This window comes from Blastococcus sp. SYSU DS0619, assembly GCF_054051035.1.
Map to the genome: position 1 here is coordinate 36768 of NZ_JBJHAM010000003.1, position 24119 is coordinate 60886.

The 24119-nt window shown below is 73.6% G+C and carries 27 protein-coding genes and 1 pseudogene; 2 read left to right on the top strand and 26 right to left on the bottom strand.

The annotated features are described in order from the left end of the window. Positions 1–136: 136 nt before the first annotated feature. The 4 genes from frr to rpsB all read right to left on the bottom strand — a co-directional run bounded on the left by frr (position 137) and on the right by rpsB (position 3566). Complete coding sequence (gene frr / locus ACI79T_RS05025; RefSeq protein WP_456608951.1) at positions 137–694, bottom strand: ribosome recycling factor; 558 nt, start codon at positions 692–694, stop codon at positions 137–139. An 84-nt stretch (positions 695–778) separates the two neighbouring features. Further along, a complete protein-coding gene (pyrH, locus tag ACI79T_RS05030; RefSeq protein ID WP_456608952.1) occupies positions 779–1549 on the bottom strand; it encodes a UMP kinase in 771 nt (256 codons plus the stop codon). Positions 1550–1712: 163 nt separating this feature from the next. Further along, a complete protein-coding gene (tsf, locus tag ACI79T_RS05035; protein ID WP_456608953.1) occupies positions 1713–2528 on the bottom strand; it encodes a translation elongation factor Ts in 816 nt (271 codons plus the stop codon). A gap of 93 nt (positions 2529–2621) precedes the next feature. Further along, positions 2622–3566, bottom strand: coding sequence for a 30S ribosomal protein S2 (gene rpsB / locus ACI79T_RS05040; protein ID WP_456608954.1), 945 nt, complete (start codon positions 3564–3566; stop codon positions 2622–2624). Between the two features lie 295 nt (positions 3567–3861). On the opposite strand from rpsB, the pseudogene ACI79T_RS05045 reads away from it, so the two are divergent. Next, positions 3862–4317, top strand: a pseudogene (locus ACI79T_RS05045) (M23 family metallopeptidase); the annotation flags it as partial. 52 nt (positions 4318–4369) lie between these two features. Here the strand turns inward: ACI79T_RS05045 and ACI79T_RS05050 are convergent. The 19 genes from ACI79T_RS05050 to ACI79T_RS05140 all read right to left on the bottom strand — a co-directional run bounded on the left by ACI79T_RS05050 (position 4370) and on the right by ACI79T_RS05140 (position 19373). Next, on the bottom strand, positions 4370–4936 hold the full coding sequence (locus ACI79T_RS05050; protein ID WP_456608955.1) for a DUF1643 domain-containing protein: 567 nt from the start codon (positions 4934–4936) through the stop codon (positions 4370–4372). A 52-nt stretch (positions 4937–4988) separates the two neighbouring features. Beyond that, positions 4989–5417: a GNAT family N-acetyltransferase gene (locus ACI79T_RS05055; protein ID WP_456608956.1), complete on the bottom strand. Its 429-nt coding sequence runs from the start codon at positions 5415–5417 to the stop codon at positions 4989–4991. Between the two features lie 94 nt (positions 5418–5511). Next, entirely contained in the window at positions 5512–6312 is an 801-nt protein-coding gene (gene whiG / locus ACI79T_RS05060; RefSeq protein WP_456608957.1) for an RNA polymerase sigma factor WhiG, read from the bottom strand. 92 nt (positions 6313–6404) lie between these two features. Continuing rightward, complete coding sequence (locus ACI79T_RS05065) at positions 6405–7346, bottom strand: tyrosine recombinase XerC (protein WP_456608958.1); 942 nt, start codon at positions 7344–7346, stop codon at positions 6405–6407. 31 nt (positions 7347–7377) lie between these two features. Further along, positions 7378–8628, bottom strand: a complete 1251-nt coding sequence (gene dprA, locus ACI79T_RS05070; RefSeq protein WP_456608959.1) for a DNA-processing protein DprA — start codon at positions 8626–8628, stop codon at positions 7378–7380. Further along, positions 8625–10145, bottom strand: coding sequence for a YifB family Mg chelatase-like AAA ATPase (locus ACI79T_RS05075; RefSeq protein WP_456608960.1), 1521 nt, complete (start codon positions 10143–10145; stop codon positions 8625–8627). The genes dprA and ACI79T_RS05075 overlap by 4 nt, the downstream gene beginning before the upstream one ends. Next, on the bottom strand, positions 10142–10501 hold the full coding sequence (locus ACI79T_RS05080) for a YraN family protein (RefSeq protein WP_456608961.1): 360 nt from the start codon (positions 10499–10501) through the stop codon (positions 10142–10144). Before ACI79T_RS05080 ends, ACI79T_RS05075 begins: the two co-directional genes overlap by 4 nt. A gap of 86 nt (positions 10502–10587) precedes the next feature. Next, positions 10588–10908 (bottom strand): DUF2469 domain-containing protein, encoded by a 321-nt coding sequence (locus tag ACI79T_RS05085; RefSeq protein WP_135146486.1) that lies wholly within the window; start codon positions 10906–10908, stop codon positions 10588–10590. After that, positions 10905–11693 carry a ribonuclease HII gene (locus ACI79T_RS05090; RefSeq protein WP_456608962.1) on the bottom strand — a complete coding sequence of 263 codons (789 nt, stop codon included), beginning with the start codon at positions 11691–11693 and terminating at the stop codon, positions 10905–10907. Before ACI79T_RS05090 ends, ACI79T_RS05085 begins: the two co-directional genes overlap by 4 nt. 110 nt (positions 11694–11803) lie before the next feature. After that, positions 11804–12526, bottom strand: a complete 723-nt coding sequence (locus tag ACI79T_RS05095; protein ID WP_456608963.1) for a LuxR C-terminal-related transcriptional regulator — start codon at positions 12524–12526, stop codon at positions 11804–11806. Positions 12527–12673: 147 nt separating this feature from the next. Beyond that, the gene (gene lepB, locus ACI79T_RS05100) at positions 12674–13621 is read right to left on the bottom strand and encodes a signal peptidase I (protein WP_456608964.1); all 948 of its coding nucleotides are present in this window, start codon (positions 13619–13621) and stop codon (positions 12674–12676) included. Between the two features lie 78 nt (positions 13622–13699). After that, a complete protein-coding gene (gene rplS, locus ACI79T_RS05105) occupies positions 13700–14056 on the bottom strand; it encodes a 50S ribosomal protein L19 (RefSeq protein ID WP_456608965.1) in 357 nt (118 codons plus the stop codon). Positions 14057–14202: 146 nt separating this feature from the next. Then, the gene (locus ACI79T_RS05110; protein WP_456608966.1) at positions 14203–14703 is read right to left on the bottom strand and encodes an NUDIX hydrolase; all 501 of its coding nucleotides are present in this window, start codon (positions 14701–14703) and stop codon (positions 14203–14205) included. Further along, the gene (trmD, locus tag ACI79T_RS05115; protein ID WP_456608967.1) at positions 14696–15469 is read right to left on the bottom strand and encodes a tRNA (guanosine(37)-N1)-methyltransferase TrmD; all 774 of its coding nucleotides are present in this window, start codon (positions 15467–15469) and stop codon (positions 14696–14698) included. The genes ACI79T_RS05110 and trmD overlap by 8 nt, the downstream gene beginning before the upstream one ends. Continuing rightward, complete coding sequence (rimM, locus tag ACI79T_RS05120) at positions 15466–16011, bottom strand: ribosome maturation factor RimM (RefSeq protein ID WP_456608968.1); 546 nt, start codon at positions 16009–16011, stop codon at positions 15466–15468. Before rimM ends, trmD begins: the two co-directional genes overlap by 4 nt. A gap of 25 nt (positions 16012–16036) precedes the next feature. Then, the gene (locus ACI79T_RS05125; protein WP_269193227.1) at positions 16037–16273 is read right to left on the bottom strand and encodes an RNA-binding protein; all 237 of its coding nucleotides are present in this window, start codon (positions 16271–16273) and stop codon (positions 16037–16039) included. A gap of 3 nt (positions 16274–16276) precedes the next feature. After that, positions 16277–16762 carry a 30S ribosomal protein S16 gene (gene rpsP, locus ACI79T_RS05130; protein ID WP_456608969.1) on the bottom strand — a complete coding sequence of 162 codons (486 nt, stop codon included), beginning with the start codon at positions 16760–16762 and terminating at the stop codon, positions 16277–16279. 504 nt (positions 16763–17266) lie between these two features. Then, entirely contained in the window at positions 17267–17620 is a 354-nt protein-coding gene (locus ACI79T_RS05135; protein ID WP_456608970.1) for a ribonuclease E inhibitor RraB, read from the bottom strand. A 4-nt stretch (positions 17621–17624) separates the two neighbouring features. Beyond that, the gene (locus ACI79T_RS05140) at positions 17625–19373 is read right to left on the bottom strand and encodes a proline--tRNA ligase (protein WP_456608971.1); all 1749 of its coding nucleotides are present in this window, start codon (positions 19371–19373) and stop codon (positions 17625–17627) included. Positions 19374–19711: 338 nt separating this feature from the next. On the opposite strand from ACI79T_RS05140, the gene ACI79T_RS05145 reads away from it, so the two are divergent. Then, on the top strand, positions 19712–21103 hold the full coding sequence (locus tag ACI79T_RS05145; protein ID WP_456608972.1) for an LCP family protein: 1392 nt from the start codon (positions 19712–19714) through the stop codon (positions 21101–21103). Positions 21104–21128: 25 nt separating this feature from the next. Here the strand turns inward: ACI79T_RS05145 and ACI79T_RS05150 are convergent, their stop codons facing one another. The 3 genes from ACI79T_RS05150 to ACI79T_RS05160 all read right to left on the bottom strand — a co-directional run bounded on the left by ACI79T_RS05150 (position 21129) and on the right by ACI79T_RS05160 (position 24061). Then, complete coding sequence (locus ACI79T_RS05150; RefSeq protein ID WP_456608973.1) at positions 21129–22217, bottom strand: amidohydrolase family protein; 1089 nt, start codon at positions 22215–22217, stop codon at positions 21129–21131. Then, complete coding sequence (gene ffh / locus ACI79T_RS05155) at positions 22214–23791, bottom strand: signal recognition particle protein (protein ID WP_456608974.1); 1578 nt, start codon at positions 23789–23791, stop codon at positions 22214–22216. The genes ACI79T_RS05150 and ffh overlap by 4 nt, the downstream gene beginning before the upstream one ends. Before the next feature lie 78 nt (positions 23792–23869). Further along, positions 23870–24061, bottom strand: coding sequence for a hypothetical protein (locus tag ACI79T_RS05160; RefSeq protein ID WP_456608975.1), 192 nt, complete (start codon positions 24059–24061; stop codon positions 23870–23872). Positions 24062–24119 lie beyond the last annotated feature (58 nt).

A 24119-nucleotide genomic window follows, 5' to 3' on the forward strand; every position in this document is an offset into this window, starting at 1 on the left:
CCGGACCGGTGTCGTCGTCCCGCCGGCCCGCGCCCTGCGTCCGGGCACCGGGCCGCGGGGACGGCTCGGTGCCCGGGTGCAGCGAACGCGGGCGGTCGGCGGGAGGAGGCGTCATGGGCGTGTGGCCGCGACGAGGTCAGACCTCGAGCAGCTCGCCCTCCTTGGTCTTCACCGCGTCGTCGATGCCCTGGGTGTGCTGGGCGGTGAGGTCGTCGAGCTCCTTCTCCGCGCGGCGCACGTCGTCCTCGCCCGCCTCGCCGTCCTTGGCGATGCGGTCGAGCTCCTCCTTGGCGCGCCGGCGGATGTTGCGGATGGCGACCTTGGCGTCCTCGCCCTTGGCACGGGCCATCTTCACCAGGTCGCGACGGCGCTCCTCGGTCAGCTGCGGGAACACCACGCGCAGCAGCTGGCCGTCGTTGGTCGGGTTGACGCCGAGGTCGCTGTCCCGGACGGCCTTCTCGATGGCGCCCAGCTGGCCCATGTCGTAGGGCTTGATGACCGCCATGCGGGCCTCGGGCACGGTGATGGAGGCCATCTGCGGCACGGGCGTGGGGGCGCCGTAGTAGTCCACGACGATCTTGTTGAACATCGAGGGGGCGGCCCGTCCGGTGCGGACCGAGCCCAGGTCCTCGCGCGCCACCGAGAGGGCCTTGTCCATCCGCTCCTCGGCGTCGAGCAGGGTGTCGTCGATCACGGGTAGTCCCTCCTGCGGCCTGCTCCCCGGGGTGGGGAGCTCGTCGGGCCGTCGTCCTCGTGGTTACGCCGGCCGGCCGGCCGGTCAGGCCGGCTGACTGATCAGCGTGCCGATCCTCTCACCTGCGGTAGCGCGGGCGATGTTCCCGTCGCGCAGCAGGTCGAACACGACGATCGGCATCTGGTTGTCCATGCAGAGGCTGATCGCCGTCGCGTCGGCCACCTTGAGCTGCTTGGCCAGCACGGTGGCGTAGTCCAGGTCGTCGTACATGACGGCGTCGGGATTGGTGCGCGGGTCGTCGTCGTAGACGCCGTCGACGCCGTTCTTGCCCATGAGCAACACCTGGCACTCGATCTCCAGGGCGCGCTGGGCGGCGACGGTGTCGGTGGAGAAGTACGGCATCCCGGCGCCGGCGCCGAAGATGACCAGCCGGCCCTTCTCCAGGTGGCGGATGGCCTTGCGCGGGATGTAGGGCTCGGCGACCTGGCCCATGGTGATGGCCGACTGGACCCGGGTCTCCAGCCCCGCCTTCTCGCAGAAGTCCTGCAGGGCCAGGCAGTTCATGACGGTGCCGAGCATGCCCATGTAGTCGGCCTTGGTGCGGTCCATGCCGGCCTGGGAGAGCTCCGCGCCGCGGAAGAAGTTGCCGCCACCCATGACGACGGCGATCTGCGTGCCCCGCGAGACGACCTCGGCGAGCTGCTCCGCGATGCCCCTGACGACGTCGGCGTCGACACCGACCTTGCCGCCGCCGAAGGACTCACCGGAGAGCTTGAGCAGCACGCGCTGGTAGCCGCTGCCGTCGGCCGGCTGGAACGCGGTGGGGGCGGACAGCGGCGCGGTGGTGTCGATCAACGATTCATCCCTGGAGTGGTGTCGGTGGGGGCTGTCGGTGGAGTGATCCTGCCGCATGTCGGTACCCGGCTCCTGCCGGGCGCGGGCCGCGGGCGGACACCGGACAGACGACCGGCCCCGTCCCACGGGGGGAACGGGGCCGGTCATCGGTACCGGATGCGGCTCAGGCCTGGCCGACCTCGAAGCGCGCGAAGCGCTCGACGGTCAGACCCGCCTCGTCGACGATCTGCTTGACCGTGCGCTTCGGCTCGGTGATCGACGGCTGCTCGAGCAGGACGAAGTCCTTGTAGTAGGCGTTGACCCGACCCTCGACGATCTTGGTGATCGCCTGCTCGGGCTTGCCCTCCTCCTTGGCGGTCTGCTCGGCCACGCGGCGCTCGGTCTCGACCGCCTCGGCCGGGACCTCGTCGCGCGTGAGGTAGCGCGGCCGCGCGGCGGCGATGTGCATCGCCAGGCTGCGGGCCGCCTCCTCGGAGCCACCGGAGTACTGCACCGCGACACCGATGGCCGGGGGCAGGTCGGTGGCGCGCTTGTGCAGGTAGACGGCGGTGGTGCCGTCGAAGGCGACGAAGCGCGAGAGGACGAGCTTCTCGCCGATGCGGGCGGACTCGCCCTCGACGAGCTTCTCGACGGTCTGGCCGTCGACCTCGGTGCCCAGCAGCGCCGCGGCGTCGGCCGGCTTGGACTGCAGGCCGATCTGGAGCAGCCGCTCGGCGAGGGCGACGAAGTCGGCGTTCTTGGCGACGAAGTCGGTCTCGCAGTCGAGCTCGAGCAGTGCGCCGTCCCTGCTGACGACGATGCCGTTGGTCGTCGAGCGCTCGAGGCGCTTGCCGACGTCCTTGGCGCCCTTGACGCGGAGCAGCTCGACGGCCTTGTCGTACTCGCCGTCGGCCTCGGTCAGGGCCTTCTTGGCGTCCATCATGCCGGCGCCGGTGGCGTCGCGGAGACGCTTGACGTCGGCTGCGGTGAAGGCAGGCATGTCTCTTCCCTCTGGTCGGGTGGTGCGTGCTGTGGAACGGCCGTGCGGTGGCGCCGTCCCCCCGCCGGTCAGCGGGAGGACGGCGCCGGACCGTCAGACGGCGTTGTTCTCCTTGCCACCGGTGGTGGCGGGGACGCCCTCGACCGGGGCGACCTCGCCGACGGTGACGTCGGCCGGCTGGGCCGGGGTCTCGGGCAGCGCGGCGGCCTCGGCCGGCTGGGCCGGGGTGGCGGCGGCCTGCTCGTCGGCGGTGCCGCCGGTCAGCAGCTCGCGCTCCCAGTCGGCCAGCGGCTCGCCGGCGGCCACGGCCGGCTCGCCGCCGTCCTCGCGACCGGCGTTGGCCTGCGCGGCCGAACGGGCCATGAGCCCCTCGGCGACGGCGTCGGCGATGACCCGGGTCAGCACGGCGATGCTGCGGATCGCGTCGTCGTTGCCCGGGATCTTGTAGTCGACCTCGTCGGGGTCGCAGTTGGTGTCGAGGATCGCGACGACCGGGATCTTGAGCTTGCGCGCCTCGCCGACGGCGATGTGCTCCTTCTTGGTGTCCACGATCCAGATGGCGCTGGGCACCTTCTTCATGTCGCGGATACCGCCGAGGCTGCGCTCGAGCTTGGCCTTCTCGCGGCTCAGGACCAGCTGCTCCTTCTTGGAGAGGCTGACCAGCACACCGGTCTGCTCCTGGTCCTCGAGCTCCTTGAGCCGCTCGAGCCGCTTGAAGACGGTCTGGAAGTTGGTGAGCATGCCGCCGAGCCAGCGCTGGTTGACGTAGGGCATGCCCACGCGCGTGGCCTGCTCGGCGACGACCTCCTGCGCCTGGCGCTTGGTGCCGACGAACAGGATCGAGCCGCCGTGCGCGACCGTCTGCTTGACGAACTCGTAGGCGTTGTCGATGTACCCGAGCGTCTGCTGCAGGTCGATGATGTAGATGCCGTTGCGCTCGGTGAAGATGAAGCGCTTCATCTTCGGGTTCCAGCGACGGGTCTGGTGCCCGAAGTGGACGCCGCTGTCGAGCAGCTGCTTCATGCTGACGACTGCCATATCGCAGCCTCTCTGCGTCTGCGCGCGGCCGTGGGCCGCGCTGGTTCCGGTTGTCGCGGGCCCCGGTTGGCGCCCGCCCTGGCGTCCTGCGGCACCACTCCCCCGGCTGGGCCGGGACCGAGGTGGCGACTGCCCCGCCGATCGGCGGGAGAAGGACGCGCGAAGTCGACCCGTCGGACGGGCCGCACCGGACAGCATACGCGACGCCTGCCGGGGCTTTTCCCCAGTTCCCGGGCCCGTCCACAGCTGCGGCACCGGCCTGGTCGCCACCGGTCCCCCGGCGCAGGGTCGCCGCATGAGGTCCGGGGTCGCGCTCGTGCTCGCACTGGGCGCCGTCGCCGTGCTCGCCCCGGCGGGGGCGACGGCCGGGCCGGCGCCGCGGGCCGCCTCCGGGAGCATCACCGACTGGGTTGCGCCGCTGCCCGGCGCGCCGGTGGTGGGCCGGCCGTTCGAGGCACCTCCGCACCCCTACGGACCGGGGCACCGGGGCGTGGACCTGGTCGGGGCGCCCGGCCGGCCCGTGCTGGCGGCCGGTGACGGCGTCGTCGTCTTCGCCGGGATGGTCGCCGGGCGGCCGGTGGTGAGCATCGACCACGCGGACGGCCTGCGGACGACGTACGAACCGGTGGAGCGCTCGGTCGGCGCGGGGGCGCAGGTGACCCGCGGTTCGCCGATCGGCGTGCTGGTGCCCGGGCACGACGGCTGCCCGGCCGCCGCGTGCCTGCACTGGGGGCTGCGCCGGGGCGAGGACTACCTCGACCCGCTGGCGCTGCTGGCTCCCCCGCGGATCCGCCTGCTGCCCTTCAGCTCCCGGAACCGCCGGGTGGGACCCAGGGACGGAGCTCGGCGTCGGAGGGCACGTACAACGGGTGCCTCGGCTCGCCCCCGCGAGTCATGCCCAGGCAGAGCGGCTGGTCCAGGAGAGGCGCGACGATGCGCGACCTGGCGTGGAGAGCTCCTCCCGCACCCCAGGCGGCGATGGACCTCGGCGCGGCGGCCGTGAAGAGCCGCAGGGCGTCGTCGTTCGCCGAGCCGACCGGGTCCGCTGCCCGCCGCAGGACCTTCGGATCCGTGTGGCGCAGGGCGAAGAGGTTCACGACGACGAGCCCGCTCCGTCCGACGGCGCGGCTGCGGGCGAGGCACCGGTCCAGCGTCGGGCGGCGGCGCCGCTCGGTGTCACCCGTCGCGGGGTTGAGGAGGACCCACACGTCCGTGGTCGCGACGTCCGGGCGTCCCCACCAGCGTCCGAATCCATACCGGTAGCCCATGTCGGCCGAGTAGAGGTACCGCTCCGGCAGCCCGTCGGGGGACGTGCCCGCCCGGTCCTCGAGGCCATGCCGGTCCGCGAGCACGGCGAACACGTCGTCCACCCGCAGGACGGTATCCACCGACGGAGGCCGGTGGGCGCTGGCACCGCTGCGGTCAGGTCAGCTGCTTCACGAAGTGCACGTCGGCCTGGCCGGCGACGGGCAGGCCCTCGGTGCGGCCGGTCTCCACGTAGCCCTGCCGCAGGTAGAAGCCGGGCGCTTGGAAGGTGAACGACGACAGCACCATCTGCCGGCAACCCCGCTGGGCGGCAGCCTCCTCGGCGGTGCGCAGCAGTCGGCTGCCGAGACCGTCCCGGCGGGCGTCCTCGCGGATCCAGAGCATGGCGACTCCCGCGCAGGTGCCCCAGGTCCAGCCGCTGAGCCCGCCCACAAGCTCGCCGTCCACGTCGATCGCCTGCACGGTGAGCTCGAACTGGTCGGCGACGCCGGAGGCCGCGCTGTTGTGCGCCTCCAGCTCCCGGCTCAGCCGGGCGTCGAGGTCGGCGTCCCCCTCCCCGATCTCCACCCGGGCCGGGCCGGTCATGCTCCCGTGGCCGTCCTCACGATGCCCGTGGCGCGACTCGGCGCCCCGGTCCGCTCCTCGCTCGTCCCTCGCTGCGATGCTCCCGTGGCCGTCCTCACGCGATGTCGGCGAGCTTGGTGCGCAGGTGCAGGACGGCCTTCGTGTGCAGCTGGCAGATCCGGCTCTCGGTGACGCCGAGGACCCGGCCGATGTCGGCGAGCGTGAGCCCCTCGAAGTAGTAGAGGGAGACGACGACCTTCTCCCGCTCCGGCAGCTGCTCGACGGCGCGGGCCAGCAGCTGCCGGGCCTCGCCGTGCTCGGCCATCGCCTGCGGGTCCAGTGCGCTGGGGTCCCGGAGGGTGTCGCCGAGGCGGGGCGAGCCGCCGTCGTCGTCGGTGAGCAGTTCGTCCAGGGCGACGACGTTGACGAGGGAGAGCTGGCCGAGGAACTTCCGGATGTCCTCGACGTCCATGTCCATGGCGTCGGCGACCTCCTCGTCCGACGGCGTCCGGTGGAGCTTGCTCTCGAGCTCGGCGACGGTGCGCTCGAACAGGCGGGCCTTGACGCGCACCGACCGCGGGATCCAGTCGGTGTTGCGCAGCTCGTCGATGATGGCGCCGCGGATCCGCGACATCGCGTAGCTCTCGAACTTCACCTCGCGGGTGGGCTCGAAGCGGGTGATCGCGTCGATGAGCCCGAAGGTGCCGTAGGAGATCAGGTCGGCCTGCTCCACGTGGGCGGGCAGGCCGCTGCCGACCCGGCCGGCGACGTACTTGACCAGCGGCGCGTAGTGGAGGATCAGGCGGTCCCGCAGCGCGGGGTCCCGGCCGTCGACGTACCGCGCCCACAGGTCGTGCAGCAGCGCATCAGGGTCCTCTCCGGACTCGTCGATGCGGCGGATGGTGGCCTCAGACACGGTCGCGCTCCTCGGTCGTGCTGCGCGGGCACCGTCCATGGTCCCGCGTGGTCATGACTGCCGCCGTCCGCTCCGCGATCCGGCCGCCGTGCTCAGGCACGGGGATGCGCCTGGGCATGGACAGCACGGAGCCGTTCGACCGTCACGTGCGTGTAGATCTGCGTCGTGGCGAGGCTAGCGTGGCCGAGCAGCTCCTGGACGGACCGAAGGTCCGCGCCGCCCTCGAGGACGTGCGTGGCGGCGGAGTGCCGCAGCCCGTGCGGCCCGATGTCCGGCGCGCCCGGGACGCCGGCGGTCGCGGCGTGCACCGTGCGGCGGGCCTCCCGGGCGTCCAGGCGGCGGCCGCGCAGCCCCAGCAGCAGCGCCGGCCCGGAGTCGGGCGTGGCCAGTGCGGGCCGCCCCCGGGTGAGCCAGGCCTCCAGCGCGCGCTCGGCCGGCACCCCGTAGGGGACGCTGCGCTCCTTGCGCCCCTTGCCGAACACGCGGAGCAGCCGGCGGCCGCGGTCGACGTCGTCGACGTCCAGCCCGACGAGCTCGCTCACCCGGATCCCGCTGGCGTAGAGCAGCTCCAGGACGACGGCGTCGCGCAGCCGGACCGGCTCCTCCTCGCCCGCGGCGGCGGTCTCGACCAGAGCGCGGGCCTGCTCGGGCGCCAGCACGTCGGGCAGGGTTCGGTGGGCCTTGGGGCTGACCAGCCGCTGGCCGACGTCCTCGGGCAACAGTCCCGAGCGGCGCAGCCAGGCGGTGAACGACCTGGCGGCCGAGGCGTGCCGGGCCGTGGTCGACCGGCCGTGTCCGCGGGTGCGGCCCTGGGCGAGCCAGCTGCGGAGGGTGGCGAGGTCGAGGTCGTGCGGCTGCGTCCCGCTGCGCCGGGCGAGGTGGTCGAGCAGCCGGGCGACGTCGCCGACGTAACTGCGCACCGTGCTCTCCGACAGGTCGCGCTGCCCGCTCAGGTGCTCCTCGTAGCCGGCCAGCGCCTCGGCCAGCGCCGGGGGCAGCGCGGCGCGGACCGCTGCGGTGCTGGGAGTGGCCACGGGGGGACGGTCCGTTGGCGCCCGGCGCCGGTCAAGCCGCCGCGCCGGGACGCTTGGGCGGCGGGGCCAGCCGCCAGCCGGTGCCGGTCCACTGGACGAGGTCGGCGAGCTCCAGCGACGGCAGCACCTTCAGCACCTCCAGGACGTCGCAGCCGGCGATGCTCGCCAGCCGCTCGGGGCTCACCCCGATGCGCACCGGGCAGGCGTCCAGCACCCGGGCCGCGAGGTCGGAGAGCCCGTCCCGCGGGGACGCCGGCCGCTCGACGGGAGGCGCCAGGTCGGTGCCGATGCCGCCGATCTCCTCGATGACCTGCGCCGCGTTGGTCACGAGCCGGGCCCCGCCCTCCTGGTCCCGCAGCAGCTCGTGGCAGCCCACGCTCATGGCCGACGTCACCGGACCGGGCACCACCAGCACCTGCCGGCCGAGGTCCCTGGCGCGGTTCGCCGTCGCCTGCGCCCCCGACCGCGCCGCCGCCTCCACCACGACGGTGCCGCGGGTCAGCGCGGCGATGAGCCGGTTGCGCACCAGGAACCGGTGCTGATGGGGAGCGGCGCCCGGCGGCCACTCGCTGAGCAGCAGGCCCTCGTCGGCGATGCGGTTCAGCAGCGCCCCGTTCCCCGCCGGGTACGGGCGGTCGACGCCGCAGGCGAGGACCGCGATCGTCGGTCCGTCGGCAGCGAGGGCACCGCGGTGGGCCGCGGCGTCGATCCCGAACGCGCCGCCGGAGACGACGGTCCACCCGCGCCCGGCGAGCTGGTGGCCGAGTTCTCCCGCCACGTGCTCGCCGTAGGCCGTGGAGGCCCGCGAGCCGACGATCGCCACCGAGCGGTCGGTCAGGTCTGTCAGCCGGGCCCGGCCGCGCACCCACAGGGCGAGGGGCGGGACGAGCGCCTGCGTGCGCTTGGCCTGGCGCGCCGGGTCGTGCGGTTCCTCGGCGGTCGCCCGGGTCAGCGCGTGCAGCGCGAACGCCGGCCATTCGTCGTCCTCCGGGACCACGAGCCGGGCCTCGCAGCGCTCGGCGCGCGTCAGGTCGGCCAGCGTCGTGTCCTCGTGCACCCGTGCGCCCACGACTGACCGGATCCGATCCGGGGCGGTGCCGGCCCGCAGCCGCCGTACGGCGTCGACGGGCCCCACGTCCTCGACGTAGCGCCAGAGGTCGATCGTGCCCGGCTCGACCGCCCGGCTCAGCCACGCCCGCGCGCGGCGCACCCCCGGGACCGCCGTCCCCGGCACGGCGGCGCCGCCGGCCGCCGCCTCCTCGAGATCCTCGTCCAGGTTCACGCCGCGCTCCGCTGCAGGCGCATGCCGAGGGCCTCGGCCACCTCGTCGGGGCCGGGCACGGTGCGCCCGGCCAGGTCGCTCAACGTCCAGGCGACGCGGACCACCCGGTCGAAGCCGCGCACCGAGAGCGATCCCCGCTCCAGGGCGCGCTCGGCCAGCCGCAGCGCCGGACGGGGCACGGCGAACCGCTCCCGCAGCATCCGTCCGGGCAGCTCGCTGTTGAGCCCGAGGCCGCTGCCGGCCAGCCGCTCCCCCGCCGCCGCGCGGGCCCGGCGCACCCGCTCGGCGACCACGGCGGTCGACTCCGGCGCACCCAGCCCGTCGAGCCAGGCCGCGCGGGTGACCGGCGGCAGCTCCACCCGGAGGTCCACCCGGTCGAGCAGCGGGCCCGAGAGGCGCGACTGGTAGCGCCGCCGCTCCAGCGGGCTGCAGGTGCAGGCGGTGTCCCCGGCGGCGCTCGCGCACGGGCACGGGTTGGCCGCCAGGACCAGCTGCGCGCGGCAGGGGAAGGTCGCGGAGCCGGCCGCCCGGTGGATGGTGACCTGACCGCGCTCCAGCGGCTGGCGGAGGGTGTCCAGGACCGCCCGCGGGAACTCCGGGGCCTCGTCCACGAACAGCACCCCGCGGTGGGCCCGGCACAGCGCACCGGGGCGGATCTGGCCCGAGCCGCCGCCGATCAGCGCCGCCATGGTGGCCGAGTGGTGCGGCGCCTCGAAGGTGGGCCGGGTGATCAGCGGGGCCTCCGGCGGCAGGGTTCCGGCGATCGAGTGGATCGCGGTGACCTCCAGCGCCGCCTGCTCGTCGAGCTCGGGCAGCAGACCGGGCAGCCGCTCGGCGAGCATCGTCTTGCCGGCGCCGGGTGGGCCGCTCAGGAAGAGGTGGTGACCGCCGGCGGCGGCGACCTCGACCGCGCGCCGTCCCGCGGCCTGGCCGACGACGTCGCCGAGGTCGGCCACGGGCGGCTGCGCGGGCAGCGGCCCCGGCTCGTGCGGCCGCAGCACGGCCTCCCCGCGCAGGTGCCCGACCAGCTGGGTCAGGCTCTCCACCGCGAGCACCTCGATCCGCTCGACCAGCGCCGCCTCGGCGGCGTTGGCCGCCGGCACGACCACCTGGCGGTGGCCGGCCCGGGCGGCGGCGAGCACGGCGGGCAGCACGCCGCGGATCGCCCGCACCGAACCGTCCAGCCCGAGTTCGCCGAGCAGCACGAGCCGGTCGACCGCGCGGCGGCGCACCGCGCCCCCCGCCGCGAGCACCGCTGCGGCCAGGGCGAGGTCGAAGCCGCTGCCCTGCTTCGGCATCGACGCCGGGGAGAGCCCGATGGTGATCCGCCTGGCCGGGAACTCACCACCGGCGTTCACCACCGCCGCCCGCACCCGGTCCACCGACTGCCGCACCACCGCGTCGGGCAGGCCGACCAGCACCACACCGGGCAGCCCGGCCGCGATGTCCACCTCCACCTCGACCATCGCCCCCTGGACCCCGGTGAGGCCGACCGACCAGGTGCGGGCGAGCGTCACGAGAACGCCGCCCGCAGGTGCGTCACCAGGGCGGGCCGCTCGGGCCGGACGAGGACGCCGACGACGTCGAACCGGACCTCGGGCGCGTGCTCGTCGTGCGCGGCCAGCCAGCGCTGCGCCAGCACCCGGAGCCGGCGCTGCTTGGCCGGCGTCACCGCCTCGACGGGATGGCCGTAGCCGGTGCCCCGCCGGGTCTTCACCTCGCAGAAGACGAGGGCGTCCCGGTCGCGGGCGACGACGTCGAGCTCGCCCTCCCGGCAGCGCCAGTTGCGGTCGAGGACGCGCAGCCCGGAGTCGGTCAGGTAGGCGACGGCGATCCGCTCACCGCGGGCGCCGAGATCGGTCGTGGGAGGCACTCCCCGACCGTGCCGCCCGGGAACGGCGGGTCCCAGGCCCGGCGGTCATCTGTGGACGGCACCGGGGCCTGTGGACGGTGCGCCGGCTACGGCAGGCGGGGGCCGTCCGGCAGCTCGAGATCGGGTTTGTCGAGCTCCTCGACGTTGACGTCCTTGAACGTCAGCACCCGCACGTTCCGCACGAAGCGGGCGGGGCGGTACATGTCCCACACCCAGGCGTCGGAGAGCTTCAGCTCGAAGTAGACCTCACCGCCGGCCTCGCGGACCTGCAGGTCGACCGAGTTGGCCAGGTAGAACCGCCGCTCGGTCTCCACCACGTAGGTGAACTGCCGGACGATGTCCCGGTACTCGCGATAGAGCTGCAGCTCCATCTCGGTCTCGTACTTCTCGAGGTCTTCGGTGCTCATCGGTCCTCGGTGCTCGTCAGGGCTCGGGACACAGGGCGCATGGGCCCATCATCGACCATGGCACCGGAACCGGTCAGGTGGGCCGTCCGCGCGGCGTGTGCGTCGCGTGCGCGGGCCACGTTGACGTACCGCATCCGGTGCTGCGGACAGGGCCCGTGCCGCTCCAGCGCGGCGGTGTGCACGTCGGTGATGTAGCCCTTGTGGCCGGCGAAGTCGTACTCGGGCCAGCGCTGGTGCAGGTCCAGCATGATCCGGTCCCGGGTCACCTTGGCCAGCACCGAGGCGGCCGCGACGCACGCGGCCACCCGGTCGCCCTTCCACACCGCCAGCCCCGGCCGGGCGAGCCCGGGCACCGGGAAGCCGTCGGTCAGCACGTAGTCCGGTCCCGGATCGAGCATCGAGACGGCGCGGCGCAGCGCCTCGATGTTGGTGACGTGCATCCCGCGGGCGTCGAGGTCCTCGACCGGGAGGACGACGACCGACCACGCCACCGCGCGGTCGACGATCTCGCCGTAGACCCGCTCCCGGGTCGCGGCGGTGAGCAGCTTGGAATCGGCCAGCCCCGGCACCCGCCCGCGCCGTCCGGACGGCAGGACGCAGGCGGCGGCGACCAGCGGCCCGGCGCAGGCTCCCCGGCCCGCCTCGTCCGCGCCGGCGATGGCCTCGAAGCCCCGCCGGCGCAGCGCCCGCTCCATGTCCCAGAGCGCGTCGGGCCGGTCGTCGGCGACCGTGCGCCGGGCACGGGCCGCCGGAGCGGAGCAGGTGTGGGTGGGACGGGCAGCCATCGCGGCACGACAGTACGACGGCGGGGCGACACCGCAGCCGACCCCCGGACGCGCCGCGGGCCGGCCCCTGCGCGAGGGGCCGGCCCACGGGAGCCGGGCGGAGAAGTCCGTCAGATGTCCGCGGCCAGGTCGGGCTCGGCGGCGCTCAGCGCGTGCGCGCCGCAGGTGCAGCCCGGGGTCCGGTTGGAGAGCACCAGGGAGACGGCATGCGACCGGTCGCGGGCACCGAGCTTGCGCAGGATGGCCTTGACGTGGGACTTGACGGTGTCCTCGCTGATGAACAGGTTGCGGCCGATCTGCCGGTTCGACTGCCCCTGCAGGAGCTCGTCGAGCACGTCCTGCTCACGCCGGGTCAGCGGCACCTCGGGGGCGAACGGCTTGGCCGGGGCCGTGGCCGACTGCTCGACCCGGCGGATCTGCGGGTCGACGACGACGCGACCGGCGCGGGCAGCGAGGATCGCCCAGCCGAGCAGCGTCGAGGAGGTGTTCATCATCAGGTAACCGCGGATGCCGGCGGCGATGGCCTCGTTGACCACCGCCGGGTCCTCCGAGGTGGCCAGGGCGACGATCGTGACCCGCGGGAAACGGCGGCGGAGGTCGCGGCAGGCGTTGAGGGTCGCGGCCCGACCGGCCCCCAGCTCCACCACGACGGCGTCGGGGCGGGCGGTCTCGACCAGCGTGAGGGCGCGACGCAGCTCGCCGGGGGTGCCCACCGACTGCATCCCGGCGGTCTCGTTGATCATGCTCACCAGTCCCCGACGCAGGACGGGCGCGTCGGCGAGGAGGAGCACGCGGGTGATCCCGCGGGCGGTGCTCGCCACAGGTGCAGACACAACAGACTCCGTTTCACTTCCGGGAACGTGCTCTGTCCCCATCGGAAGGGTGAAACGGTTGCTTGAATGCTTTTCCAGTTCTTCTCGAACAATTATGCGGACCATTCGCCCGCCATCCCCGGATCACACCGGAAACGGCTCGACCATTCAGGAGTCGGTACGCCCGGAGCCCGTCCGGCGTCGCCGCCGCCACGCCGTCACCGGCACGGCCCCCGCCAGGCCGACCGCGTACGGCAGGACGGCGACGGCCCCCACCGGGCTCGCCCCGCCCCCGGCCGGCAGCACGGGGACCGCCGCGGCGGCCTCGGTGTTCTGGATGTCGGGCGAATCGAGCAGGCCGAACCGGCTCAGCGGCCAGACGATGACCGCCGCCTTCCCGATGACGTCGTCGACGGCGATGGTGCCGGCGTACTTGTCGCCCACGTGCTCTCGCGAGTCCGCCGACGCCGAGCGGTGGTCGCCCATGACCCACAGCCGCCCGTCGGGCACGGTGACCGGGCCGAACGCGCGGTTCTCGATCGGGGAGTCCTCGAAGATGTAGGGCTCCTCGAGCGGCTCGCCGTCCACGGTGACCCGACCCTCGGTGTCACAGCACTGCACCGTCTGGCCCTCGGTGGCGACCACCCGCTTGACGAAGTCGTCCTCGCTGGGAGGGGCGACGCCGATCGCGCGCCCGAGCCACAGCAGCGCCCCGGTGAACCAGTTGTCCGGCTCGTCGACCGAGATCTCCGGCGTCCAGGTGTCCGGGCCCCGGAAGACCACGATGTCACCGGGCTCGGGCTCGCCGAACCAGTAGGGCACCTTGTTGACCAGCACCCGGTCGCCGGTGCACCCGGTGCAGCCGTGCAGCGTCTGCTCCATGGAGCCGGACGGGATGAAGAACGCCTGCACGAAGAAGGTCTTCACGACCAGCGCCAGCACGAAGGCGATCAGCAGCAGGACGGGCAGCTCGCGCAGCAGCGAGCCCTTCTTCGCCTCCCCGCGGCGGTCGCGGCGGGAGGACGGCGTCGCCCCGCCGTCACCCGGAGGCGTCTCGTCGGGGTCCGGTTCCCCCGGAACCACATCGGCGGGCCCCCCGGGCCGGTCGCTGCTCATCAGGAGCAGCGTACGACGCGGGGGACCCGCCGAGATCCAGCCGGTCGAGCCGGCTGTCAGGCGTGTCCTCGCAGGAGGTCAGCGCGCGACGGTCTCGCGCTTCTCCTTGATCTTGGCGGCCTTGCCGCGCAGCTCGCGGAGGTAGTACAGCTTGGCGCGACGCACGTCACCGCGGGTGATGACCTCGATCTTCTCGACGACCGGGGTGTGCACCGGGAAGGTGCGCTCCACGCCCACGCCGAAGCTCACCTTGCGGACGGTGAAGGTCTCGCGGATGCCGCCACCCTGGCGACGGATGACGACGCCCTGGAAGACCTGGATGCGGGAGCGGTTGCCCTCGATGACGCGGACGTGCACCTTGACGGTGTCCCCCGGGCGGAACGTGGGGATGTCGTCGCGCAGCGAGTCGGCGTCGAGTGCGTCCAGGGTGTTCATCGCGGCAGTCCTCAGTCTCAGATGGCTCGTTCTCGGTTCGGACAGCGGAACTCCCCGGCTGTCCGTTCCGGGGTGCTGCGGCTCCGGTGCGGAGCTCCCGACAGCCCGGCCGTCGGTCAGCAGCGACTCTCTACTGTGCCACATCCTCAGCCGACGACGCGCGGGGGCCCTGACCACCGGCCGCCGGCCAGCTCGGCGAGCAGGGCGGGCAGATCGCCCGGCACGAGGTCCACGCCGCCGGCGACGAGCTCCTCCGGCGTCCACCAGCGGTGCGGCTCGTCGGCGAGCAGCTCCAGCTCGGTGAGCGCCCCGGGCACCACGTCGTGGACGACGTCCCGGAGCACGAAGTAGGTCTCCCGGGTGTCGTAGAGCTGGCTCCCGAACGGCCCGACGTGCCGCCGCAGCCAGACCGGCCCCTCGAGCGCCCGGAGGTCGATGTGCAGCCCGATCTCCTCGGCCAGCTCCCGGACGGCGGCCGCGCGCAGCGTCTCGCCGTCCTCCACTCCCCCGCCGGGCGTGTACCAGAACAGCACCTCGCCGGGCGGCAGCGCCGGGTCCGGCAGCCGGGCACCGAACAGCAGCACGCGGCCGGCGGGGTCCAGGACGACGACGCGCGCCGTCGTCCGGACGATCGCCCGGTCAGTCACCGGCCGCGCGCTCAGCGGCCAGGGCCGCCCGCTCGGTGTCGGTGAGCGCGTCGACGGGCAGCGCCGCGAGCAGGTCGGGACGGCGGGCCGCGGTGCGGCGCAGCGACTCCCCGCGCCGCCAGCGGGCGATGCCGGCGTGGTCGCCGGAGAGCAGCACGCCGGGGACCTCGTGGCCCCGCCAGGTGGCCGGCCGGGTGTAGGAGGGGCCCTCGAGCAGGCCGTCGGCGTGCGAGTCGAACTCCGCGGACTCCCGGTTGCCCAGCACGCCGGGGATGAGCCGGGTGACGGCCTCGGTCATCACCAGCACCGCGGACTCCCCGCCGGCGAGGACGTAGTCGCCGATCGAGACCTCGGAGACCGGCCCCGCGTCGGCCGCCCAGTCGGCGACCCGCTGGTCGATGCCCTCGTAGCGGCCGCAGGCGAAGACCAGGCCGGGCTCGGACGCCCACTGCACCGCCATGGCGTGGGTGAACGGGCGGCCGGCCGGCGTGGGCACGACCAGCCGCGTGCCTGGCGGGCGGACGGCCTCGAGCGCGCGGCCCCAGGGCTCGGGCTTCATCACCATGCCGGGGCCGCCGCCGTAGGGGGCGTCGTCGACGGTGCGATGGACGTCGTCGGTCCACTCGCGCAGGTCGTGCACGCCGACGCTGACCAGGCCGCGCTCGATGGCCTTGCCGAGCAGTGACTGGCGCAGCGGCGCGAGGTACTCGGGGAAGATCGTGACGACGTCGATGCGGAACGGATCGACCGGAACCGCGCCCGTCACAGGTCGAGCAGCCCCTCGGGCGGGTCCACCACCAGGAAGCCGCCGGCGACGTCGACGGTGGGCACGATCGCCGACACGAACGGGATCAGCGTCTCGCCACTCTTCGCGCGACGGACGACGAGCAGGTCCTGCGCCTCGTGGCGGACCGCCGTCACCTCGCCGAGGACGGAGTCGTCGGGCAGCCGGGCGACCAGGCCGACCAGCTGGTGGTCGTAGTAGGAGTCGGGCTCCTCGATCTCCGGCAGGTCCGCGATCGGGACCACCAGGAGGGTGTTGCGCAGCTCGTCGACGGCCTCGCGGACGTCGTACACCGCGCCCGAGGCGTCGGCGAGCTGCAGCAGCAGGGTGCCGCTGTGCCACCGCTTGTCGACGACCGTCAGCGGGCCGCGCTCCGGCGGGTCGGTCTCCAGCACCGCCCCCGGGGCGAAGCGGAGGTCGGGGTCGTCGGTGCGGACCTCGACGGTGGCCAGACCACGGACACCGTGGGGTCGGCCGATGCGGCCGACCACCACGGTGTCGGTGGATTCGTTCGGTGCTGTCACGTGCCGGCGCCCGAAGAGTTCGTGCTCAGCGCCCGTCGGTGTCGACGACGTCGACCCGCAGGCCCCGTCCGCCGACCCCGGTCATGACCTGGCGCAGCGCCTTGGCGGTGCGCCCGCCGCGGCCGATGACCTTGCCGAGGTCGTCCGGGTGCACCCGGATCTCGAGGGTCTTGCCGCGACGGTTGGTGAGCAGGTCGACGGTGACGTCGTCGGGGTTGTCGACGATGCCCTTGACCAGGTGCTCGAGCGCGTCTTCGAGCACGTCTTACTCGGCCGGCGTCTCGGCCGGAGCAGCCTCGGCCGCGGGGGCCTCGGCGGCGTCGGCCTTGGGGGCCTCGGCGGCGGGAGCGTCGGCGGCCTTCTTCGGCGCCGCCTTCTTCTTGGCCGTGGTCGCGTCCGTGGTCGGCTCGTCCATGCCCGAGCGGACGGCGGCCTCGTAGAGGGCCTTCTTGTCCGGCTTGGGCTCGGCGACCTTCATCGGGGCCGGGGCCGGCTCGCCCTTGAACTTCTGCCAGTCACCGGTGACCCGGAAGATGGCGGCGACGGCCTCGGTCGGCTGCGCGCCGACACCCAGCCAGTACTGCGCCCGCTCGGAGTCGACCTCGATGAAGGAGGGGTCCTCCTTCGGGTGGTACTTGCCGATCGTCTCGATCGAGCGCCCGTCCCGCTTGGTGCGGGCGTCGGCGACGACGATGCGGTAGTACGGCGCGCGCATCTTGCCCAGGCGCATGAGCTTGATCTTGGTGGCCACGGTGTGTGGTGTTCTCCTCGAAAGCCGTGTGGTTGCTCGCCGGGCGGCGTGTGGGGTTACGCCGGGGCGGAGCGATGGACACGCGCGGGCATGGTGAGAGGGCCGCACCCGACGTGTTCGACCAGCCATTGTGCCAGACGCGGGGTCCCGCCGGATCAGGCCCTGGACCAGCGGACCTGGTCCGGTGCCGGCAGCGGCAGCGGGTGGTCGTCGAGGGGTAGACCTCCAACCCCGCCAGCCGGCCCTCCTCGACGAAGAGCAGCAGACCACCGGCCGGATCACCCCCGTCGTCGAGGACGGTTCCCTCGACGGGAACCGGGCTCTCGGCCGCAGAGGGCGGGAGCCCGGCGGCCACGTGCAGGGCGATCGTGCCGCAACCGCACGTGCAGCCCGGTGCGGCCGTCACCGACGCCGCCTGCGCCCGCAGCGCCGCCACGCCGGGGAACTCGTGGTCCAGCAACGCCTCGAGCAGTTCCCGCTCGACGGCCGTCAGAGGACGTCGGCTCACGCGTCCGCGTCGACTTCCGGGGCCACGAGGAAGCCACCCCAGCCGTCGTAGGTGCCGCCGTGCCGGTCCACGATCCCCACCACCTCGCGCGTGAAGGTCGCAGCGGTGTCGTGATCGACGGCGGTCATGGCGCTGAACTCCAGCCACACGGTGAGGAACCGGCGGCGCAGCCCGTCGATCCGGTAGCCCGCGGCGACCAGCTCGTCGGCCGCCGCCTCGGCAGCCTTGCGCGTGCGGAACCCGGCGAGGTGGTCGATCGGGCGCGGCTCGTGCACCTGATCTCCCAGGCTCAGGCGCTCCTCGACCAGCTGGGCGCCGAGCGCCAGCTGTCCCTCGACGTCCCGCGGCACGCCCTCAGCTCCGGACGGCGGCCACCACGCGGGCGGCCGCGTCGCCGACCGGGATCTCCTCGCGCTCGCCGGTCTTCCGGTCGCGCAGCTCCAGCACGCCCTCGGCGAGGCCGCGGCCCACGGTGACGATCGTCGGCATGCCGAGCAGCTCGGCGTCCTTGAACTTCACGCCCGGCGACACCTTCGGACGGTCGTCGTAGAGCACCGTCAGCCCGGCGCCGACCAGCTCGGCGGCCAGCGCCTCGGCGGCCTCGAAGATCGCCGGGTCCTTGCCGGTGGCGACGACGTGCACGTCGGCCGGGGCGACCTCGCGGGGCCAGACCAGGCCGAGCTCGTCGTGCGTGGACTCAGCGATCGCGGCCACCGCGCGCGAGACGCCGACGCCGTAGGAGCCCATGGTGACGGTGACGAGCTTGCCGTTCTCGTCGAGCACCTTGAGGTCCAGCGCCTCGGCGTACTTGCGGCCGAGCTGGAAGATGTGGCCCATCTCCACGCCGCGCGCCAGCTCCAGGGGGCCGGAGCCGTCGGGCGCGGGGTCGCCGGCGAGCACCTCGGCGGCCTCGATGACGCCGTCCCAGGTGAAGTCGCGGCCGGCCACCAGGTCGAAGACGTGCTTGCCGGGTGCGTTGGCGCCGGTGACCCAGCGGGTGCCGGTGACCACACGGGGGTCGACCAGGTAGCGGATCTTCGACTCGCTCTCGGTGCCGAGCACCTGCGGGCCGATGTAGCCCTTGACCAGCGCCGGGTGCTTGTCGAACTCGGTGAACGGCTCGACCTCGGCCGGCGCGACCTGGGCCTCCAGGCGCTTGGCGTCGACGTCGCGGTTGCCGGGGAGGCCGATGACCAGCGGCTCGCGGGTGCCGTCGGGGTGCACCAGCGTGACGACGACGTTCTTCAGCGTCGACTCGGCGGTGTAGCCGGCGTCGGGGAACAGCTGCTGCGCCACCGCGACGAGGGTCTCGATGGTCGGGGTGTCGGGGGTGTCCTCGACGTGCGCCTCGGGCAGGCCGTCCAGCGGGATCTCGTCGGGGACGACGGTGGTCACCGCCTCGACGTTGGCCGCGTAGCCGCCGGGCGAGCGGACGAAGGTGTCCTCGCCGATCGCCGTCGGGTGCAGGAACTCCTCGCTCTTGGAGCCGCCCATGGCGCCGGACATCGCCGAGACGATGGCGTACTCCAGGCCCAGGCGGTCGAAGATCCGGATGTAGGCGTCCCGGTGCGCGGCGTAGGACTTGTCCAGTCCGGCGTCGTCGACGTCGAAGGAGTAGCTGTCCTTCATGGTGAACTCGCGGCCGCGCAGCAGCCCGGCGCGGGGACGCGCCTCGTCCCGGAACTTGGTCTGGATCTGGTACAGCGACAGCGGCAGGTCCTTGTACGACGAGTACAGGTCCTTCACCAGGAGCGTGAACATCTCCTCGTGCGTGGGGCCGAGCAGGTGGTCGACGCCGCGGCGGTCCTTGAGCCGGAACAGGTTGTCGCCGTACTCGGTCCAGCGGCCGGTGGCCTCGTAGGGCTCCTTGGGCAGCAGCGACGGGAAGTGCACCTCCTGCGCGCCCATCGCGTCCATCTCCTCGCGGACGATGCGCTCGACGTTGCGGAAGACGCGGAAGCCCAGCGGCAGCCAGCTGAACCCGCCGGGAGCGGCCCGCCGGATGTAGCCGGCGCGCACGAGCAGGCGGTGGCTCGGGACCTCGGCGTCGGCCGGGTCGTCCCGAAGGGTCCGCAGGAACAGGGTCGACATCCGCAACAGCACGGAAGCAGTCTCCCAGGCCCGCGGAAGTCGTTCCCCGGCCCGTCCACCGGCGAGGTCCCCGACCGCGCCCGACCGCGCAGGTCGGGCACCGCCATCGGGGGCACGAACCTCGTCGAGGGGCACCAAGTCACTACCATCGCTGAGGTCAGAGGCGTCTCCACGCCCCCGCCGCGGGGCCCGACCCCGGAAGCGAGGGATCCGTGGGCCGAGACCGCGACCAGCAGGGCGGCAGTCGACCACTCCCCCCGCGCCTCGACCCGCGGGCCGGTGCGCAGCCGCGTGCCCGTGCCGGTGCGAGCGCCGCCGGGCCGCGACCGCACGACCGCCGCCGTCGCCTCGTGCTCGGGAGCCGGCTCGTCGCCGGGCTCCTCTCGGTGCTGCTGCTGGCCGGCTCGGGCTGGGGCTGGTACCTCGGCCAGGTCGCCGACGCGACGGTGAACCGCACCGACGCCATCCCCGCCGACGGCAACGAGGACAGCGGGGACGTCGGCGAGGCGATGAACCTGCTGCTGGTCGGCAACGACAGCCGCAGCAACCTGACCGACGAGCAGCTGGCCGAGTTCAACGCCGGCACCGACTCCGGGGTCAACACCGACACGATGATCCTGGTGCACGTGCCCGCCGACGGGTCGCGCGCCTCGTTCGTCTCCTTCCCCCGCGACTCCTGGGTCGAGATCCCCGGCTACGGCGAGGACAAGCTCAACGCCGCCTACGCCTACGGCTACGCCAACGCCGACGACGCCGCGGACGAGGCCGCCCGCCAGGCCGCCGGCGCCCAGTTGCTGGTCCGGACCATCAGCCGGCTCACCGGGCTGCAGATCGACCACTACGCCGAGGTGGACCTGCTCGGCTTCTTCGAGCTCAGCACGGTCGTCGGCGGCGTCGAGGTGAACCTGTGCGAGGCCGTGGACGACTCGTTCTACTCCGGCGCGGTCTTCCCCGCCGGCGTGCAGACGATCAGCGGTGCGGAAGCGCTGAAGTTCGTCCGCCAGCGGCACGGGCTGCCCGGGGGCGACTTCGACCGCATCGTCCGCCAGCAGGTGTTCATCGCCGGGGTGCTGCGCAAGATGCTCTCCGAGGACGTGCTGCTCGATCTGGGCAAGCAGCGCGAGCTGGTGCAGGCCGCCGCGGAGTCGCTCACCGTGGACGAGGACCTGAACCTGCTCCAGCTCGCCGAGCAGATGCAGTCGGTCACGACGGGCAGCATCGAGTTCCAGACCGTGCCGAACCTCGGGATCGACCGGGAGGGCAGCGCCTCGATCGTCCGGCTCGAGGACCAGGCCACCCTGCGCCAGTTCTTCGCGGAGCTGTCGTCCGACCCCGGGGAGGCCGCACCCGAGCCGGCCGTGGCGCCGGAGACGGTCGACCCCTCGGAGGTCTCCGTGGCCGTCTTCAACGGCTCCGGGACGAGCGGGCTGGCCGGCCAGGCGCAGACGGACCTCGAGGCCGACGGCTTCCAGGTGGTGTCCACCGGCAATGCGGACTCCTCCGACTACGCGCAGACCGTGGTCCGGCACGCCGCGGGCGACGAGGCCCTCGCCGCGACGCTCGCCGCCGCCGTCCCCGGCGCCGTCATCGAGGTCGCCGACGACGCCACTCCGGGCGCCGTGCAGCTCGTCCTCGGTGCGGACTTCAACGGCATCGGTCAGGCCGTGGACGCCCCTCCACCGGCGGAGCCGGTGGAGGGTGAGGACGCCCGCACCGCCGCCGATACCGGCTGCATCTACTGACCTGCCGCTCCGGGCCGCGGCGGGCTCAGCCGGCGACGCGGCCGCGGAGGATCATTCGCTGCGGTCGCTGTAACGAGTCGAGATCGGCGCGCGGATCGGTCTCGTAGACGACGACGTCGGCCGGCGCCCCCTCCTCGATCCCGCGCAGCCCCAGCCACTCGCGCGCCCGCCACGAGCCCGCGGCCAGCGCCGCCTCGGCGGGGATCCCGGCCTCGCACAGCGCCCGGATCTCGTCGGCGATCACCCCGTGGTCGATGCCGCCGCCGGCGTCGGTGCCGGCGAACACCGGCACACCCGCCTCGTGGGCGGCGCGCACCACGGCCCCCGCGTTCGCGTACAGCCGCCGCATCGTGCTGGCGTAGTTCGGGAACTTCTTCTCCCCCGCCGCCGCGAAGCCCGGGAAGTTCGCCACGTTCACCAGCGTCGGGACGACGGCGGTGCCCCGGCGGGCCATCTCGCCGATGAGGTCCTCGGTCAGCCCGGTGCCGTGCTCGATGCAGTCGATGCCGGCCTCGATCAGCCCCGGCAGCGCGTCGGTGCCGAAGGTGTGCGCGGTGACCCGCGCCCCCTGCTCGTGCGCGGCCGCGATGGCGGCGGCGAGCACGTCGGCCGGCCACTCGGGCGCGAGGTCGCCGACCGACCGGTCGATCCAGTCGCCGACCAGTTTCACCCAGCCGTCGCCGCGGCGGGCCTGGACGCGGGTCTGCTCGACGAGGTCCTCGGGCTCGATCTCGACGCCCAGCCCGGGGATGTACCGGCGGGTGCGGGCGATGTGCCGGCCGGCCCGGATGATCGTCGGCAGCTCGGGATCGTCGTCCAGTTCCCGGGTGTCCACCGGGGAGCCGCAGTCGCGCAGCGCCAGCACCCCGGCCTCCCGCTCGACGAGCGCCTGGGCGCGCGCGGCGGCGAGGTCCTCGACGTGGCCGCCGCCCCGCGCGATGCCCACGTGGCAGTGCGCGTCGACCAGCCCGGGCAGCAGCCAGCCGCCCCGGCTGACCGTCTCCGCGCCCGGCACCGGCTCGAAGGTGAACCGGCCGTCGCGCACCCAGACGTCGTGGTGCTCCCCCTCGGGCAGCACCACCCCGGACAGGTGGAGCGACGGCAGCACGCTCACCGCCCGGGCCGCTCGTCCTTGAACTGGTCGAAGTTGAGCTTGGTGAGGTCGGGCAGCCCCTGGCCCGGGGGCAGCCCCGGCATGCCGCCCCCGCCGAAGGGGTTCGCGCCGCCCGGGAAGCCGGCGCCGGGCGGCAGGCCGGGTGCGCCCACCGACCGCCGGGCCGGGCCGCCCTTGCCCTTCCCCTTCTTCCCCTTGCCCTTCTTCGACTGCGCCTGCATCTGCCGGCCGCGGGCCTTCTTCGACATGGGGCCCATGCCGGGCAGACCCATGCTGCCGGCCATCTGCCCCATCATCTTCTGTGCCTGGGCGAACCGCTCCAGCAGCCCGTTCACCTCGGTGACGGTCACCCCGGAACCGTTGGCGATGCGCACCCGCCGCGAGGCGTTGATGATCTTCGGCTCCACGCGCTCCTGCGGGGTCATCGACCGGATGATCGCCGCGGTGCGGTCGAGGTCGCGGTCGTCGACCTGCGCGAGCTGCTCCTTCATCTGGTTCGCACCGGGGAGCATGCCGAGCAGGTTCGCGATCGGCCCCATCTTGCGGATGGCCATCATCTGCTCGAGGAAGTCCTCGAGGCTGAAGCCCTCGCGGGAGGCGAGCTTGCCGGCCATCTTCTCGGCCTGGTCGGCGTCGAAGGCCTGCTCGGCCTGCTCGATGAGGGTCAGGACGTCGCCCATCCCGAGGATGCGCGAGGCCATCCGCTCGGGGTGGAAGACGTCGAAGTCGGTGAGCTTCTCGCCGGTGGAGGCGAACATGATCGGCTGGCCGGTCACGTAGCGGACCGAGAGCGCCGCACCACCGCGGGCGTCACCGTCGAGCTTGGTGAGGACGACGCCGGTGAAGCCGACGCCCTCCTGGAAGGCCTGGGCCGTGGTGACGGCGTCCTGGCCGATCATCGCGTCGACGACGAACAGCGTCTCGTCGGGCGTGACGGCGTCGCGGATGTCCGCGGCCTGCTGCATCAGCTCGGCGTCGATGCCCAGCCGGCCGGCGGTGTCGACGAGGACGACGTCGTGCATCGTGCGGCGGGCGTGGTCGATCGAGTCGCGGGCCACCTGCACCGGGTTGCCCACGCCGTTGCCCGGCTCGGGGGCGTAGACGTCGACCCCGGCCTGCCCGGCCACGATCGACAGCTGGTTCACCGCGTTGGGGCGCTGCAGGTCGGCCGCCACCAGCAGCGGGGTGTGCCCCTGCGACTTCAGCCAGCGGCCGAGCTTGCCCGCCAGGGTGGTCTTACCGGCACCCTGCAGACCGGCCAGCATGATCACCGTCGGCGACTGCTTGGCCAGCCGGATGCGGCGGGTCTCGCCACCGAGGATCTGGATGAGCTCCTCGTTGACGATCTTGATGACCTGCTGCGCCGGGTTCAGCGCCTGGGAGACCTCGGCGCCGCGGGCGCGCTCCTTGACCGCGGCGATGAAGGCCCGCACCGCCGGCAGCGCGACGTCGGCCTCCAGCAGCGCGATCCGGATCTCGCGTGCGGTCGCGTCGATGTCGGCGTCGGTGAGCCGACCCTTGCCCCGCAGGCCGGTGAAGACCTTGTCGAGGCGGTCGGAAAGGGTCTCGAACACAGCACGTCCTCAGCAGTCACGGGCGCGGGCTCGCCGCGCCACCTGGGACCCAGCGTATCGAGGGACGGCCGGAGGCGGTCAGGCCGCGCGGGCGACCCGCGCGGCGACGGGCGCCACGGCCGCGTCTCCGCTGACCAGCGCGGCGCCGCAGTCGGCACAGGCCCACTCCGGGCACTCGCCGCCGTCCTCGGTGTGGCCGTCGACGCACGGCGGCTGCACGAAGTCCCGGTCGTCCCCGCAGGCGGGGCAGGGCCACTGGCGGCTGTCCACGACGACTCCTCTCGGCAGGTGGGACCGGTCCGTCCCGATCCGCCCGTCGACGGTCGCA